The sequence below is a fragment of the Halomonas sp. ABH4_019 genome (assembly GCF_056159885.1).
On sequence record NZ_JBSWWC010000002.1, the window covers coordinates 556,335 to 569,003 of the forward strand.

Consider the following 12,669-nt stretch of genomic DNA (forward strand, 5'->3'; position numbering starts at 1 on the left):
GACGAGACACGACCGATGATTTACCCTGTCAGCACCGATCTCTTCGCCTCCCAGGCGCCCCTGGAATGGGCCGTGGTCGGCAACGGCATCCTGTTCACCGCCCAGATTCCCATCGGCGCGGACGGCCGGGTGGTCGAGGGCGGCATCGAGGCCCAGACCCGCCAGACCCTGGACAACCTCACCCACACCCTGGAGCGAGCCGGCGCCGGCCTGGACGCCCTCACCCAGGTCCTGATCTACGTCACCGCCCGGGAGGACCTGGCCACCGTCAACCGGGTCTACGCCGACTACATCGACGCCCCCTACCCCAACCGGGCCGCCATCATCGTCTCCGGCTTCGCCCGGGAGGCCATGCGCGTCGAGATGGTGGCCTATGCCGCGATCTCCGCGGACGGCACCCGAGACGGCTGAGCCGTCCGGGCGACACCGTCGGGGCCTCGAGGGGAACGGGGGCGGCCGGCTCAGCGGGCGAGCGCGACCTCTCCCGCCATGACACCGCCCCGCAGCACGTCCAGCGCCAGGCCGTCGCGGGCGATATCGACCCCGGCCGGCAGCGGCGGGCCGCCCGCCATCAGCTCGGCGTCCAGGTCGTGGCCGATGTGGGTCAGGTAGGCCTGGGGCGGCGCCAGGCGTTCGAGGACCTGCAGCGCCAGGCCCAGATCGTTGTGATTGCGCGGCCCCGGATGGGTCGAGGGGTGGGTGGCGTCCAGCACCACCACGTCGGGGGCCCAGTCGCGCAGGAAGCGCTCGGTCTCGACGGGCAGGCCGAGGGTGTCGGTGAGATAGGCCAGCCGGCCGACGCCGTCGTCCAGGCAATAGCCCAGGGTCGGCTTGCTGTGATTGAGCGGCACCGGGGTCACCGTCAGCCCCTCGAGCTCGAGCGGGCGGAAGGGCTTGAGGCCGGGCCGGAAGTCGAGGATCCCGGCGTTGCGGTAGAGGTCCGCGCAGCCCTGGGCATCCTTGGGGCCGTGTACCGGGATCGACTCGCCGGTGCCCCAGCGCAGGTGGAAGAGTCCCTGGACGTGGTCGGCATGGTAGTGGGTCACCAGGATGGCCGCGGGGCGCTCGGCCTCGCAGCTGTCGGCCAGGTCCATGCGCCCGGCGTCGAGCAGGTAGCGCCGACCGCCGACGCGCACCTCGGCGCAGCAGGGGCCGCGACGATGGCTGGTCAGCACCCGGGCCCGGGCACAGGCCGGGCAGTGGCAGCCGAAGCGCGGCACCTGGGCGCTGTCGCCGCTGCCCACGAAACGGAAGTTCATGCCCGGCACTCCTCCTCGAGCAGCGCGCGAAGCCCGGCCAGCGTCTCGGCCAGGGTGCCGCCGTTGTCGACCCGTGCCACCTCGGGCAGGGCCTCGGCCAGTTCGCGGTGGCGCGCCAGCCGAGCGGCGATGCCGGCCTCGTCCTCGCGGCCGCGGCCGCGCAGCCGCGCGGCGATCACCGCCTCGGGGGCGGTGACCAGCACCGGCAGCAGGGCATCCCCGAAGCGCGCCCGGGCGTCGGGCAGGGCCCGGCGGCTGCCGTTGACCAGCACCGCCCGGCCCCGGGACAGCCAGGCCTCGAGCTCGATGCCGAGCCCGTAGTCCAGGCCGTGGGCCCGCCAGCTCAGGCAGAACAGCCCCAGCCGCCGACGCGAGGCGAACTCCGCGGCGCTGAGCGCCACGGAATTCTCGGACGCCCCGCCGGCGCGGGTCACGTAGCGATGCGCCACCAGCCAGTCGGGATGGCGGGCCCGGGCGGCGTCGAGCAGGGAATCCTTGCCGACGCCGCTAGCCCCCATCACGTAGACCAGGCGGCCCATCAGTGCACCTGCCTGCCGGCGCTCCACACCCGCTGCACCAGGGGATGGCCGTCCACCGGCCTGACCCGCAGCAGGTCGGCGCGCAGCCCCTCGGCCAGCCGCCCCCGGTCGGCCAGGCCCACGGCCTCGGCCGGTTGGCGGGTGGCGGTGGCCACGGCGCGGGCCAGCGAATAGCCGCCCTCCATGTCGGCGATGCGGAACACCGCGTCGAGCAGCGCCGCCGGGTAGTAGTCCGAGGAGAGGATGTCGAGCACGCCGAGGCGCACCAGCTCGCTGGCGGCGATGTTGCCGGAATGCGAGCCGCCGCGCACCACGTTGGGCGCGCCCATCATCACCGCCATGCCCTGGCGGTGGGAGGCCTCGGCGGCCTCGCGGGTGGTCGGGAACTCGGCCACCCGGGTGCCGTACTCGCGGCTCTCCGCCACGTGGGCGACGGTGGCGTCGTCGTGGCTGGCCAGCGCCAGGCCCAGCGCGCGGCTGCGCTCGGCGATGGCGCGGCGGTGCTCGCCGCTGTAGCGCTCGCTGTTGGCCAGCTGCTTGGCGATGAAGGCCTCCAGGGCCCGGTCGTCGAGGCCGTACTTGCCCTGGTAGTAGGTGCGGTAGGCCTCGAGGCTGGCGAACTGGCGCTGCCCGGGGGCATGGTCCATCAGCGAGACCAGCCCCAGCAGCGGGGCCTCGGCCAGGACCTCGAAGCGCGCCAGGGTGTCCGGGTGGCTGACCTCGCAGCGCAGGTGCAGGCGGTGGTCGACCCGGGCCAGGCCCTCGTCGACGATGTCGCCTAGGGCGGCGACCATCTCGTGCAGCGACCCGTGGCGCATGCTCTGCTCGTCCACGTCGCCGATCGACACCGCGTCGAACACCGTGGTGATGCCGCTGGCGGCCATCTGGGCGTCGTGGGCGAGCGCCGCCTGGCGCCCCGGCCAGGCCACCTTGGGCCGCGGCTGGAAGTACTTCTCCATGTTGTCGGTGTGCAGCTCGATGAGCCCCGGCAGCAGATAGTCGCCGGCGCAGTCGATGGCCGCGGCCGAGCGGCTCGGGGCGGCGTCCACGGCGGCGATGACGCCGTCGCGGATCGCCAGGCTGCCCTCGACCACTTCCTCGTCGAGCACCAGGCGGGCGTTGGTCAGGATCTGTTCGGGGGCGGTCATCAGGGTGTCTCCTCGGCGTCGGGGGCGCTGGCGCGGGCCAGCATATGGCGATCCAGCGGCAGCAAACGGTCGGCGACGCGCTCGCGCACGTCCTCGTCGTGGAAGATGCCGAGCATGGCGGTGCCGCGGGCCTTGGCCTCGCGGATCAGCTCGACGACGACGTCGCGGTTGGCGGCGTCCAGCGAGGCGGTAGGCTCGTCGAGCAGCAGCAGCGGGTGCTCGCCGATGAAGCCGCGGGCGATGTTGACCCGCTGCTGCTCGCCGCCGGAGAAGGTGCCCGGGGGCAGCGACCACAGCCGCTCGGGCAGGTTGAGCCGCGCCAGCAGGGCCTCGGCCCGGGGCCGGGCCTCGGCGGCGTCGACGCCGCGGGCCAGCAGCGGCTCCATCACCACCTCCACCGCGGGCACCCGGGGCACCACGCGCAGGAACTGGCTGACGTAGCCGATCACCTCGCGACGCAGCGCGGGCCAGGCCTGGGGCGGCAGATCGGCGAGCTCCAGCTCGTCGTCCTCGAAGTGCAGCCGCAGGCTGCCTCCCGAGACCCGGTAGCTGCCGTGGAGCATCTTCAGCAGGGTGCTCTTGCCGATGCCGCTGCGGCCGGCCAGCACCAGGCATTCCCCCGGCGCCAGCGTCAGCGACAGGTCGCGCATCACCTCCAGGCGCAGGCCGCCCTGGCCGTGGAGCACGAAGGTCTTGTCGAGCGACGCGACGCTCAGGAAGGGTTGGGTCATGGCGGTCATCTCGATCTCCTCAGGGCGTCAGCACCGACGACACCAGCAGCTGGGTATAGGCATGCTGCGGGTCGTCGAGGATCTGGTCGGTCAGGCCGGCCTCCACCACCCAACCGCGGCGCATCACCATCAGCCGGTCGGCGAGCAGCCGGGCCACGGCCAGGTCGTGGGTCACCAGCACCACGGACAGGCCCAGCTCGCGCACCAGGGTGCGCAGCATGTCGAGCAGCCGCGCCTGCACCGAGACGTCCAGGCCGCCGGTGGGCTCGTCCATGAACACCAGCCGCGGCCGGGTGACCAGGGTGCGGGCGATCTGCAGCCGCTGCTGCATGCCGCCGGAGAAGTCCCGGGGAGCGTCGTCGATGCGCTGCGGGTCGAGCTCGACGCGCCCCATCCAGTCCTGGCCGGCGGCGCGCAGCTGGCCGTAGTGGCGATCGCCCAGGGCCATCAGTCGCTCGCCGATGTTGGCGCCGGCGGAGACGCCGAGCCGCAGGCCGTCGCGGGGATTCTGGTGCACCAGCCCCCACTCCATGCGCAGCAGCGCCCGGCGCCGGGCCTCGCCGATGGCGTAGAGGTCGAGCTCGCCGTCGGCGGACGCCCCGTCGAGGCACCGCTCGACATCAGAGTGATAGACGACCCGGCCGGCATCGGGCACTTCCATGCCGCACAGGGTGCGCAGCAGGGTCGACTTGCCGGACCCCGACTCGCCGACGATGCCCAGCACCTCGCCCTCGTGCAGGCGAAAGTCGATGTCCTCGCAGCCCTTGCCGGGCCCGTAGAGCCGGGTGACGCCCCGGGCCTCCAGCAGCGCGGGGCGTTCCAGTTGCGGACGCTTCATGCCACTTCCTCCTGACGGCGCTGGCAGTAGTCGGTATCCGAGCAGACGAACAGGCGTCCGCCCTGGTCATCGGTGATCACCTCGTCGAGGAAGCTGTCCTTGGCGCCGCACAGCGCGCAGGGCTCGTCCCACGCCTGGATCTCGAAGGGGTGGTCCTCGAAGTCCAGGCTCTCGACTCGGGTGTAGGGCGGAATGGCGTAGAGGCGCTTCTCGCGACCGGCGCCGAACAGCATCAGCGCCTCGCTCATGTGCAGCTTGGGATTGTCGAACTTGGGAATCGGCGAGGGATCGGTCACGTAGCGGCCGTCGACCTTCACCGGGTAGGCGTAGGTGGTGGCGATGTGGCCGTGGCGGGCGATGTCCTCGTAGAGCTTGACGTGCATCACCCCGTACTCCTCCAGGGCGTGCATCACCCGGGTCTCCTCTTCACTGGGCTCGATGAAGCGCAGCGGCTCGGGGATCGGCACCTGGAAGACCAGGATCTGGTCGGCCGACAGCGGCGTCTCGGGGATGCGGTGGCGGGTCTGGATGACGTCCGCCTCGGCGGTGGCGGTGGTGGTCTCGACGCCGGCCACCCGCTCGAAGAAGGCGCGGATGCTGACCGCGTTGGTGGTGTCGTCGGCGCCCTGGTCGATCACCTTGAGCACGTCGTGCTCGCCGAGGATGCTGGCGGTGAGCTGCATGCCACCGGTGCCCCAGCCGTAGGGCATGGGCATCTCGCGGCCGCCGAAGGGCACCTGGTAGCCGGGGATCGCCACCGCCTTGAGCAGGCCGCGGCGGATCATGCGCTTGGTCTGCTCGTCCAGATAGGCGAAGTTGTAACCGTTCATGTGGGTACCTGCTCGGTTTCGCTGGCGGGCTGCTCGGCCGCTGGTTCGCCCTTCTCGGACGCCTCGTCGGATGGGGGCTGGCCATGGGCGCGACGCAGCCGGCGCAGCAGCTCCAGCTCGGACTGGAAGTCCACGTAGTGGGGCAGCTTGAGGTGAGAAACGAAGCCCGAGGCCTCGACGCTGTCGGCATGCGCCAGCACGAACTCGGGCTGCTGGGCGGGGCCCTGTACCGGCTCGCCGAGCTCCTCGGCGCGCAGCGCCCGGTCGACCAGCGCCATGGCCATGGTCTTGCGCTCGTTGCGGCCGAACGCCAGGCCGTAGCCGCGGGTGAACTGGGGCGCCCGCTCCCGCGAGCCGGCGAACTGGTTGATCATCTGGCACTCGCTGAGCGCGATCTCGCCGATGCACACCGGGGCCTCGCATTCCTCCACGGCGATCTCCACCTCCAGGGTGCCGATGCGAATCTCGCCGGCGAAGGGGTGGTTGCGGCCGTAGCCGCGCTGGGTCGAATAGCCCAGCGCCAGCAGGTAGCCCTCGTCGCCCCGGGCCAGCATCTGCAGGCGGGTGGCGCGGTCCACCGGGAAGTCCGGCGGGTCCCGGGTGATGTCGTAGGGCTCGGCGCCGTCGTCCGTCTCGCGCTCGATCAGCCCCTCGGCGTCGAGCTGCTCGAGGATCGGCGGGCAGGCCTCCAGCGCCTGCTCGGCGCGGGCCGGCTCGGGCACCTCGCCGTCGGCCAGCTGCAGGAAGTCCAGCAGCCGATGGGTGTAGTCGTAGGTCGGGCCGAGCACCTGGCCGCCGGGCACGTCCTTGTAGGTGGCGCTGACCCGCCGCTCGAGCCGCATGGCGCCGGTATCCAGCGCCACGGTCTCGGCCAGGCGCGGCAGGGTGGTGCGATAGGCGCGCAGCAGGAACACCGCCTCGACCAGGTCGCCGCTGGCCTGCTTGAGGGCCAGGGCGGCGAGCTCGGGGTCGTAGAGCGAGGCCTCGGCCATCACCCGGTCCACCGCCAGGTTCATCTGCTCGGCGAGCTGGGCCACCGAGAGCGCGTCACGCTCACGATCGCCGCGGCGGCGATCCGCCAGCCAGCGGTGGGCGTTGGCGATGGCCTGCTCGCCGCCTTTCACTGCGACGTACATGTGCGATCCTCCTCGGGGGTAGCGGAAACGGGGCCTGCGAGCCGGGTGCTGCGGGGAATCGCCGCCAGGCGCTCGCCGCAGCCGAGAATGGCGTCCAGCCCCTGCGGGAAGCGGGCCCGGTTGGCGGCCAGCCGGGTCATCAGCGGCGTCGCCTCGCCCACGTCCAGGCCGCGGGTGTCGGGGATGCCGGGGCCGGCCAGCCGCCAGGGGCCGCCCTCGGCCAGGGCGTCGAGAACCACCAGCAGGGTGGTGCTGCGGTCGGGATAGGCGTCGCTGCCCTCGGCGAAGGCCGGGGCCGGATCCACCAGGGTCGCCGGGGTCACCAGGGCGAAGTCGGCCTCGCCGGGTGTGGCGACCGTCCGACAGCCGGTGTGGAAGGCCACCGCATCGGCCAGGCCGCCGGCCTCGAGCCCCGGGGCGATCCATAGCCGGGTGTCCAGGTCGCACAGCGACAACAGGGTCGCCCACAGGGCCGGCCCGATGGCCGCGTCCTCGGGCACCGCCGGCGCCGCGGCGTCATGCAGGGTGCCCGGCTCGGCCATGGCCGCGAGCACGCGGCGGAAGTGGCGTTGCCCGTCCTGGACGGGATCGGAAAAGCCTTGCCAGCGCATCGTCATTCGCCTCGTCGTCATTCGCTCGGTACTCACTCGCTACGCACCAGGGTGAAGAAATCCACTCGGGTCGCCGCCGCGGTGCGCGATGCCTGCTCGCGGGCCGCGTCCAGTTCCCGGGCCAGGGGGGCCATCAGTTCGGCGTCGATGCGCTCGGCCCACTCGGGGCGATGGGCACAGGCGTCGACCAGGGCGATCAGCTCGGCGTGGCGATGGTCGCGGCCGGCCACCCAGCCGTGGCCCAGCGTGGCGCCGTCGTCCAGCGTCACGCTGGCCCGGCTCAGGGTCATCTCGCCGAGATTGAAGGCGTTGCCGGTGCCGCCCATGCGGCCGCGCACCATGGCCATGCCGGTCTCGGGGCCGCGCACGCAGCGGTGCGTCACGGGGAGGGCCAGCTCGGCCCAGCCTTCCTCCAGGCGCTCGCGGGGGGTCAGCGCCAGCAGGCGCTGGCGCTGCGCCTGGGTCTGGGGCTGGGTCTCGGGCAGAGGGGTCTGCTTCATGGGAACACCTCGTCGGGGTCCGTCAGGGAGTGATCGAAATCGATGTGGTAGGCCAGGCGATCGGCCCGGGCGCGGCTGATCGAGACCTCCACCAGGCGGCCGCTCGCGTCGACGTTGTCGCTGGTCAGCGCCAGCAGCGGCGCCCGGTGGGGGCAGCGCAGCAGGCGGCTGTCCTCGGGGTCGGCCTGCAGGGCCTCAAGGCGCACCCGGCGACGCCGCAGGCGCAGGCCGTAGTGCTGGTCGAGCAGCGCCCGGGTGGAGCCGCCGCGATAGCGGCCGACCCAGCCCGGCACTCGCGTCGGGTCGAACCAGTGGCGCAGCCGCAGCAGCGGGGCGCCGTCGACGCAGCGCAGCGTCTCCACCCTCAGCAAGGGGGTGCCGCGGGACGCCGCGAAGCGCTGGGCGATGGCCTCCGGCGGCGCGTCGAGGCCCTGGTCGAGGCAGCGGGTCTCGGTGGCCATGCCGCGCTCGGCCAGGTTGTGGGTCACCTTGCTGCCGGCATGAACGGCGTAGTCCAGGCGGCGGTCGACGACCTGGGTGCCGCGCCCCTGGTGGCGGGTGACCATGCCGGCGGCGACCAGCTCGTCCAGGGCCCGGCGCACGGTGTGGCGGTTGACGGCGAAGCGCCTGGCCAGCTGGGCCTCGGCGGGCAGCAGGTCGCCGGGGCCATAGTCCGCGCGCACCTCCCGGGCCAGGGTGTCGGCCAGGGTGCGGTAACGGGGCTGGGCGGCGCCGGTCGCGGAAAGTTGTCTAGACATCTCGCCTCCTGGCAAGGCGCTTGCGCACAAGCGCCCGTGTCCTTCAGATGAAACGCTTGCGCACGCGCTGGGAGGCCATGTCGAGCAGGGTCACCGCGACGATGATCACCAGCATGATGGTGGCCGTTTCCTGGTACTGGAAACCGCGCATGGTCTCCCACAGCGCCACGCCGATGCCGCCGCCGCCGACCATGCCGAGCACGGTGGCCGAGCGAATGTTGGACTCGAAGCGATACAGGCTCACCGAGATCCACAGCGGCAGCACCTGGGGGATCAGCCCGAAGGCGATCTCCTCGATGCGCCCCGCGCCGGTGACCCGGATGCCCTCCATGGGGCCGGCCTCGCTGGCCTCCACCGCCTCGGAGAAAAGCTTGGCGAGCACGCCGGTGGTGTGGACGAACAGCGCCAGGGTGCCGGCGAAGGGCCCCAGGCCCACGGCGACCACGAACAGCATGGCGAACACCAGCTCGTTGATGGCCCGGCAGGCATCCATCAGCCGGCGCACCGGTTGGTGGATCCACCAGGGAGTGAGGTTCTCTGAGGACAGCAGGCTGGCCGGGATGGCCACCAGCACCGCCAGCAGGGTGCCCCAGATGGCGATCTGCACGGTGACCAGCATCTGGTCGACGTAGTGCCCCAGGCTGCCGAAGGCCAGCGGGAAGAAGTCGCCGGCCAGCTCGGCCATGTTGTCGGCGTTGGTGACCAGCAGGCCGGGCCGCATCTCGGCCCCCTGCCAGGCCCAGGAGAGCACGCCCAGGGCGACCGCCCAGCCCAGCAGCGTGGTCCAGCCACGCTTGCCGGCCGCGGCGCTATCGAGGGTGGAAGACTGACTCATGGTGCTTGGCTCCAGAGGGAGGGGCATGCCGCCCCTCCCGGTTCCCGTGGGATCGGCTCAGCTGGCCTGGGCGGTGGTCTCGGCGGCCTTCTCGGCCTCGGCGGCCTCGAGGCGGGCGTTCAGCTCGTCGAGCCGGGCGTCGAGCTCGGCCAGCTCGGCCTCACGCTCGTCGGCGGACAGGCTGTCGTCGGCCTCGACCTGGGCGCGCTGCTTGAACAGCTCGAGCTGGCGAATCGGCAGCAGCTGGTCGTCGGTGGACGGCGCGAAGCCGGACCACTGCAGCGGCTCGAGGATCGCCTGCTCGGCCTCGCTGTCGCCGTAGGCGTAGAAGAAGTCGCGCAGCTCGCCCTTGAGCTCGTCGGACAGGTTCTCGCGCCACACCAGCGGGTCGGAGGGGATCAGCGGCGACTGCCAGATCACCTTGAGCCGCTCGGCCTTGTCCGGGTGCACCTCCTCCAGGCGCTCCATGCTCTCGGTGTTGAAGGTGGCGACGTCCACCTGGCCGTTGGCCACCGACAGCGCATTGGTCTCGTGGCTGGAGTTGAGGGTGCGCTTGAAGGCGGTGGTGGGGTCGACGCCGTTCTGGGCGAAGACGTAGTAGCCCGGCACCAGGAAGCCGGAGGTGGAGTTGGGGTCGCCGTTGCCGAACACCAGCTCGGAGGCGTTGGCCAGCACGTCCTCGACGTCCTCCAGCTCGCTGTCCTGCTGGGTGATCATCAGGCTCCAGTAGCCGGGGGCGCCGTTGGCGGCCACGGTCTGGGCGAAGATCTCGCCGCCGGCCCGGTCCACGGCCTCCATGGCGGACTTGTTGCCGTACCAGGCCAGGTCGATCTGGTCGAAGCGCATGGCCTGGATGACCGCCGCATAGTCGGTGGCGAAGAAGGGCTCGACCTCGCGGTCCAGGGCCTCGGACAGCGCGTCCAGGAAGGGATCCCAGAGCGGCGCCTGGTTCTGGCTCGACTCGGTGGAGATGATGCCGAACTTCAGCGGCTCCTCGGCGGCGACGAAGGGGCTGGCCGCCAGGGCGACGCCGGCGATCAGCGGCAGGGTCAGGCGGCGGAAGGACGTGAACGACATGGGTGGGTCTCCTCGGTGATGAAGCCTTGCGGGCATCAGCCCAGGGCGCCGACGGGCGCCGCCAGGTCGACGGACGGGGTGCGGGTCCTGAGCTCGTCGAGCCCGGCGTTTTCGTAGAGCGCGGTGAGGCGGGCATCGGTGAGCTCGCCGATGGGGCCGTCGAAGTAGAGGCGGCCCGCCTTGAGGGCGATGGCGCGCCGACAGAAGCGGCGGGCGACCTCGACCTGATGCAGGGTGATCACCACGGTGCGGCCGTCCTCGGCGTTGATGCGTTCGAGGATCTGCATCACCTCCCGGGCGCTGCGCGGGTCCAGCGAGGCGATGGGTTCGTCGGCCAGGATGACGTCGGTGTCCTGCATCAGCACCCGGGCGATGGCCACCCGCTGCATCTGGCCGCCGGACAGGGTATTGGCACGCTGGTCGGCCAGCGCCTCCAGGCCCACCCGGGCCAGGGCGCGGCGCGCCATGTCCCGCTCCTCGGGGGTGAAGCGGCCGAGCAGGGCGCGCCCCCGGGGCATGCAGCCCAGGCGGCCGATCAGCACGTTGGTGAGCACGCTCAGGCGTCCCACCAGGTTGAACTGCTGGAAGATGTAGCCGGTGCGGCAGCGCTGCTGGCGGGAGGCCCGGGCGAGACGCCCGCCGGCCTGCACCTCGCGGCCCTGGAGCCGGACGCGGCCGGCGCCGCCCCGATCGCCGCGGGTCAGGCCGATCAGGTGGCGCAGCAGGGTGGACTTGCCGGAGCCGGAGGGCCCGATCAGGGCGACCATCTCGCCGGCATGGATCGTGAAGTCGATGTCGCGCAGCACGGGATGCTGCCCGAAGGTCTTGCTCAGCCGCTCGACAACGATGCTGGGAATCGACATGACGCCTCTCCTCTTGGAATGGCATCAGTGTCGAGGTTCAAGATGAAGGGCACTTGTCTAGACAATGTCGATACGGTGACATCTTGCACCGCCCGACTCGGCACCACCGCGCCAGGGTCGACAGGAAATCATGCAAAATCAGACAGCTACGCAGAATCGTCACGAAACGGCAAGCTGGCCGACACGCAAGCGTCACACGCCGGGTGACATCGGGACACGGCGATCGGCCGGCACGGGGCGACATGGCCCCGCCCTCACTCCTCGTCGTCGGCCAGGCGTCGCGCCAGGGCCTTGCGCGCCTTGTTGCGGCGGTAGAGCTTGACCAGGGCGATCCACAGCGCCGCCGCCACCATGGCGACCAGGGTCCAGCCCTGCCAGGGACGGGCGGCATCGCCGAGGACGGTTTCCAGGGTGATGATGAGGATGAAGCCCAGGGCCTGGCTGGCGATGGCCAGGGCCCGCAGGGTATCGAAGGCCTGTCGTGCCATGAACGCTCCCGCTGATGACAGCCCCGCCCACCGGCAGTAGGCTTGGCGAGGAAAATCCGCCTAGTGTACCCGGTCCGGCGCGACGCGCCGAGCCTGCCCGAGAGGGCCCGAGGAGAGAGAACCCGCCACGCCATGGATGCCATCGCCCTGGGACCCGTGCTGGTCCCGCTGCCCCGCCTCTACGCCCTCGCCTGCGCCCTGCTGCTGCTCGCCGCCGGCGCCTGGTGGCTGGGCCTGCCCGGAGGCCGACGAGCCCGCTGGTTCAACGGCCTGATCATCGCCTGGATCCTCGGCGCCCGGCTGGGCCACGTGGCGCTCAACCTGCCCGCCTACCAGGCGGAGCCGCTGGCGGCGCTCAAGCTGTGGCTGCCGGGCTATCATGGCGTGTTCGGCCTCGTGGCGGCGCTGGCCTGGAGCGCCTGGACGCTGCGCGACCGCCTGGGCGCCATGTATCGCGCCCTGGGCCTCACCCTGGGGGCCTCGCTGGTGTGGCTGGGCCTGATGAGCTGGGCCCCGCTGGGCAGCGGCATCACGCCGAGCGCCCTGCCGGACCTCACCCTCGAGAACCTCGAGGGCGAGCCGGTCGACCTGGCCGGGCTCTCGGGCCAGCGGGTCATCGTCAACCTCTGGGCCACCTGGTGCCCACCCTGTCGCCGCGAGCTGCCGCTGCTTGCCGAGACCGATGCCCGGGACGACATCACCGTGGTGGTGGTCAACCAGGGCGAGGACCTGCTGCCGGTGGCGCGCTACCTCGACGCCCAGGGGCTGGCCTTCGAGCACGCCCTGCTCGACCCGCGCCAGTCGCTGATGGTGGCGACCGACGCCCCGGGGTTGCCCACCACCCTGCTGTTCGACGGCGAGGGCCGCACCCTCGAGCGCCACGTGGGCGAGCTGACCCGGGCCCAGCTCGAGGCCTGGCTCCCGGAAGACTGACGCCGGCGTCGCCCGTTTCGCTTCTCCCCGTCCCGGTCCCCCTTAAGCCGGGGCAGGCTTTGCGTTAGAATCCCTCGCCCCGCCGCCGCCGCTCCCCCCGGCGGCGGCGTGCGCACCGTGTTC

The 12,669-nt window shown here is 72.0% G+C and carries 16 protein-coding genes; 2 read left to right on the forward strand and 14 right to left on the reverse strand.

From position 1 onward, the window contains the following. The first annotated feature begins 15 nt into the window (after positions 1-15). Positions 16-411 (forward strand): RidA family protein, encoded by a 396-nt coding sequence (locus tag ACXAFN_RS09715; RefSeq protein WP_474988303.1) that lies wholly within the window; start codon positions 16-18, stop codon positions 409-411. 50 nt (positions 412-461) lie between these two features. Here ACXAFN_RS09715 and phnP read toward each other — a convergent pair whose 3' ends face one another. From phnP to ACXAFN_RS09785, 14 genes are all read right to left on the reverse strand, one after another. Further along, positions 462-1,259 carry a phosphonate metabolism protein PhnP gene (phnP, locus tag ACXAFN_RS09720; RefSeq protein ID WP_474988304.1) on the reverse strand — a complete coding sequence of 266 codons (798 nt, stop codon included), beginning with the start codon at positions 1,257-1,259 and terminating at the stop codon, positions 462-464. Beyond that, positions 1,256-1,798, reverse strand: a complete 543-nt coding sequence (phnN, locus tag ACXAFN_RS09725; RefSeq protein WP_474988306.1) for a ribose 1,5-bisphosphokinase — start codon at positions 1,796-1,798, stop codon at positions 1,256-1,258. Before phnN ends, phnP begins: the two co-directional genes overlap by 4 nt. After that, on the reverse strand, positions 1,798-2,946 hold the full coding sequence (locus ACXAFN_RS09730) for an alpha-D-ribose 1-methylphosphonate 5-triphosphate diphosphatase (RefSeq protein ID WP_474988307.1): 1,149 nt from the start codon (positions 2,944-2,946) through the stop codon (positions 1,798-1,800). Before ACXAFN_RS09730 ends, phnN begins: the two co-directional genes overlap by 1 nt. Further along, entirely contained in the window at positions 2,946-3,686 is a 741-nt protein-coding gene (gene phnL / locus ACXAFN_RS09735; RefSeq protein WP_474988309.1) for a phosphonate C-P lyase system protein PhnL, read from the reverse strand. The genes ACXAFN_RS09730 and phnL overlap by 1 nt, the downstream gene beginning before the upstream one ends. A gap of 10 nt (positions 3,687-3,696) precedes the next feature. After that, positions 3,697-4,515 (reverse strand): phosphonate C-P lyase system protein PhnK, encoded by an 819-nt coding sequence (gene phnK / locus ACXAFN_RS09740; protein ID WP_474988311.1) that lies wholly within the window; start codon positions 4,513-4,515, stop codon positions 3,697-3,699. Then, positions 4,512-5,345 carry an alpha-D-ribose 1-methylphosphonate 5-phosphate C-P-lyase PhnJ gene (locus tag ACXAFN_RS09745; RefSeq protein WP_474988313.1) on the reverse strand — a complete coding sequence of 278 codons (834 nt, stop codon included), beginning with the start codon at positions 5,343-5,345 and terminating at the stop codon, positions 4,512-4,514. The genes phnK and ACXAFN_RS09745 overlap by 4 nt, the downstream gene beginning before the upstream one ends. Further along, a complete protein-coding gene (locus ACXAFN_RS09750; RefSeq protein ID WP_474988314.1) occupies positions 5,342-6,481 on the reverse strand; it encodes a carbon-phosphorus lyase complex subunit in 1,140 nt (379 codons plus the stop codon). Before ACXAFN_RS09750 ends, ACXAFN_RS09745 begins: the two co-directional genes overlap by 4 nt. Further along, positions 6,466-7,092 (reverse strand): phosphonate C-P lyase system protein PhnH, encoded by a 627-nt coding sequence (gene phnH, locus ACXAFN_RS09755; RefSeq protein ID WP_474988316.1) that lies wholly within the window; start codon positions 7,090-7,092, stop codon positions 6,466-6,468. Before phnH ends, ACXAFN_RS09750 begins: the two co-directional genes overlap by 16 nt. 32 nt (positions 7,093-7,124) lie before the next feature. Beyond that, the gene (gene phnG / locus ACXAFN_RS09760; protein WP_474988317.1) at positions 7,125-7,592 is read right to left on the reverse strand and encodes a phosphonate C-P lyase system protein PhnG; all 468 of its coding nucleotides are present in this window, start codon (positions 7,590-7,592) and stop codon (positions 7,125-7,127) included. After that, entirely contained in the window at positions 7,589-8,350 is a 762-nt protein-coding gene (gene phnF / locus ACXAFN_RS09765) for a phosphonate metabolism transcriptional regulator PhnF (RefSeq protein WP_474988319.1), read from the reverse strand. The genes phnG and phnF overlap by 4 nt, the downstream gene beginning before the upstream one ends. 43 nt (positions 8,351-8,393) lie before the next feature. Beyond that, entirely contained in the window at positions 8,394-9,185 is a 792-nt protein-coding gene (phnE, locus tag ACXAFN_RS09770) for a phosphonate ABC transporter, permease protein PhnE (RefSeq protein ID WP_474988320.1), read from the reverse strand. Positions 9,186-9,242: 57 nt separating this feature from the next. Beyond that, positions 9,243-10,262, reverse strand: coding sequence for a phosphonate ABC transporter substrate-binding protein (gene phnD / locus ACXAFN_RS09775; protein ID WP_474988321.1), 1,020 nt, complete (start codon positions 10,260-10,262; stop codon positions 9,243-9,245). A 35-nt stretch (positions 10,263-10,297) separates the two neighbouring features. Next, complete coding sequence (gene phnC / locus ACXAFN_RS09780) at positions 10,298-11,125, reverse strand: phosphonate ABC transporter ATP-binding protein (RefSeq protein ID WP_474988322.1); 828 nt, start codon at positions 11,123-11,125, stop codon at positions 10,298-10,300. 254 nt (positions 11,126-11,379) lie between these two features. After that, positions 11,380-11,613: a hypothetical protein gene (locus ACXAFN_RS09785; RefSeq protein ID WP_474988324.1), complete on the reverse strand. Its 234-nt coding sequence runs from the start codon at positions 11,611-11,613 to the stop codon at positions 11,380-11,382. Between the two features lie 132 nt (positions 11,614-11,745). Between ACXAFN_RS09785 and ACXAFN_RS09790 the strand changes: the two genes are divergently transcribed. Then, the gene (locus ACXAFN_RS09790) at positions 11,746-12,546 is read left to right on the forward strand and encodes a TlpA family protein disulfide reductase (protein WP_474988325.1); all 801 of its coding nucleotides are present in this window, start codon (positions 11,746-11,748) and stop codon (positions 12,544-12,546) included. Positions 12,547-12,669: the final 123 nt, after the last annotated feature.

What these genes read in the sequence shown, in the direction of transcription:
- phnH (WP_474988316.1), bottom strand. Translation starts at nt 7,092, where the DNA reads ATGCGCTGGCAAGGCTTTTCCGATCCCGTCCAGGACGGGCAACGCCAC.
- phnD (WP_474988321.1), bottom strand. Translation starts at nt 10,262, where the DNA reads ATGTCGTTCACGTCCTTCCGCCGCCTGACCCTGCCGCTGATCGCCGGC.
- phnP (WP_474988304.1), bottom strand. Translation starts at nt 1,259, where the DNA reads ATGAACTTCCGTTTCGTGGGCAGCGGCGACAGCGCCCAGGTGCCGCGC.
- phnE (WP_474988320.1), bottom strand. Translation starts at nt 9,185, where the DNA reads ATGAGTCAGTCTTCCACCCTCGATAGCGCCGCGGCCGGCAAGCGTGGC.
- ACXAFN_RS09785 (WP_474988324.1), bottom strand. Translation starts at nt 11,613, where the DNA reads ATGGCACGACAGGCCTTCGATACCCTGCGGGCCCTGGCCATCGCCAGC.
- phnC (WP_474988322.1), bottom strand. Translation starts at nt 11,125, where the DNA reads ATGTCGATTCCCAGCATCGTTGTCGAGCGGCTGAGCAAGACCTTCGGG.
- ACXAFN_RS09790 (WP_474988325.1), top strand. Translation starts at nt 11,746, where the DNA reads ATGGATGCCATCGCCCTGGGACCCGTGCTGGTCCCGCTGCCCCGCCTC.
- ACXAFN_RS09745 (WP_474988313.1), bottom strand. Translation starts at nt 5,345, where the DNA reads ATGAACGGTTACAACTTCGCCTATCTGGACGAGCAGACCAAGCGCATG.
- phnK (WP_474988311.1), bottom strand. Translation starts at nt 4,515, where the DNA reads ATGAAGCGTCCGCAACTGGAACGCCCCGCGCTGCTGGAGGCCCGGGGC.
- ACXAFN_RS09715 (WP_474988303.1), top strand. Translation starts at nt 16, where the DNA reads ATGATTTACCCTGTCAGCACCGATCTCTTCGCCTCCCAGGCGCCCCTG.
- ACXAFN_RS09730 (WP_474988307.1), bottom strand. Translation starts at nt 2,946, where the DNA reads ATGACCGCCCCCGAACAGATCCTGACCAACGCCCGCCTGGTGCTCGAC.
- phnL (WP_474988309.1), bottom strand. Translation starts at nt 3,686, where the DNA reads ATGACCGCCATGACCCAACCCTTCCTGAGCGTCGCGTCGCTCGACAAG.
- phnN (WP_474988306.1), bottom strand. Translation starts at nt 1,798, where the DNA reads ATGGGCCGCCTGGTCTACGTGATGGGGGCTAGCGGCGTCGGCAAGGAT.
- phnG (WP_474988317.1), bottom strand. Translation starts at nt 7,592, where the DNA reads ATGAAGCAGACCCCTCTGCCCGAGACCCAGCCCCAGACCCAGGCGCAG.
- ACXAFN_RS09750 (WP_474988314.1), bottom strand. Translation starts at nt 6,481, where the DNA reads ATGTACGTCGCAGTGAAAGGCGGCGAGCAGGCCATCGCCAACGCCCAC.
- phnF (WP_474988319.1), bottom strand. Translation starts at nt 8,350, where the DNA reads ATGTCTAGACAACTTTCCGCGACCGGCGCCGCCCAGCCCCGTTACCGC.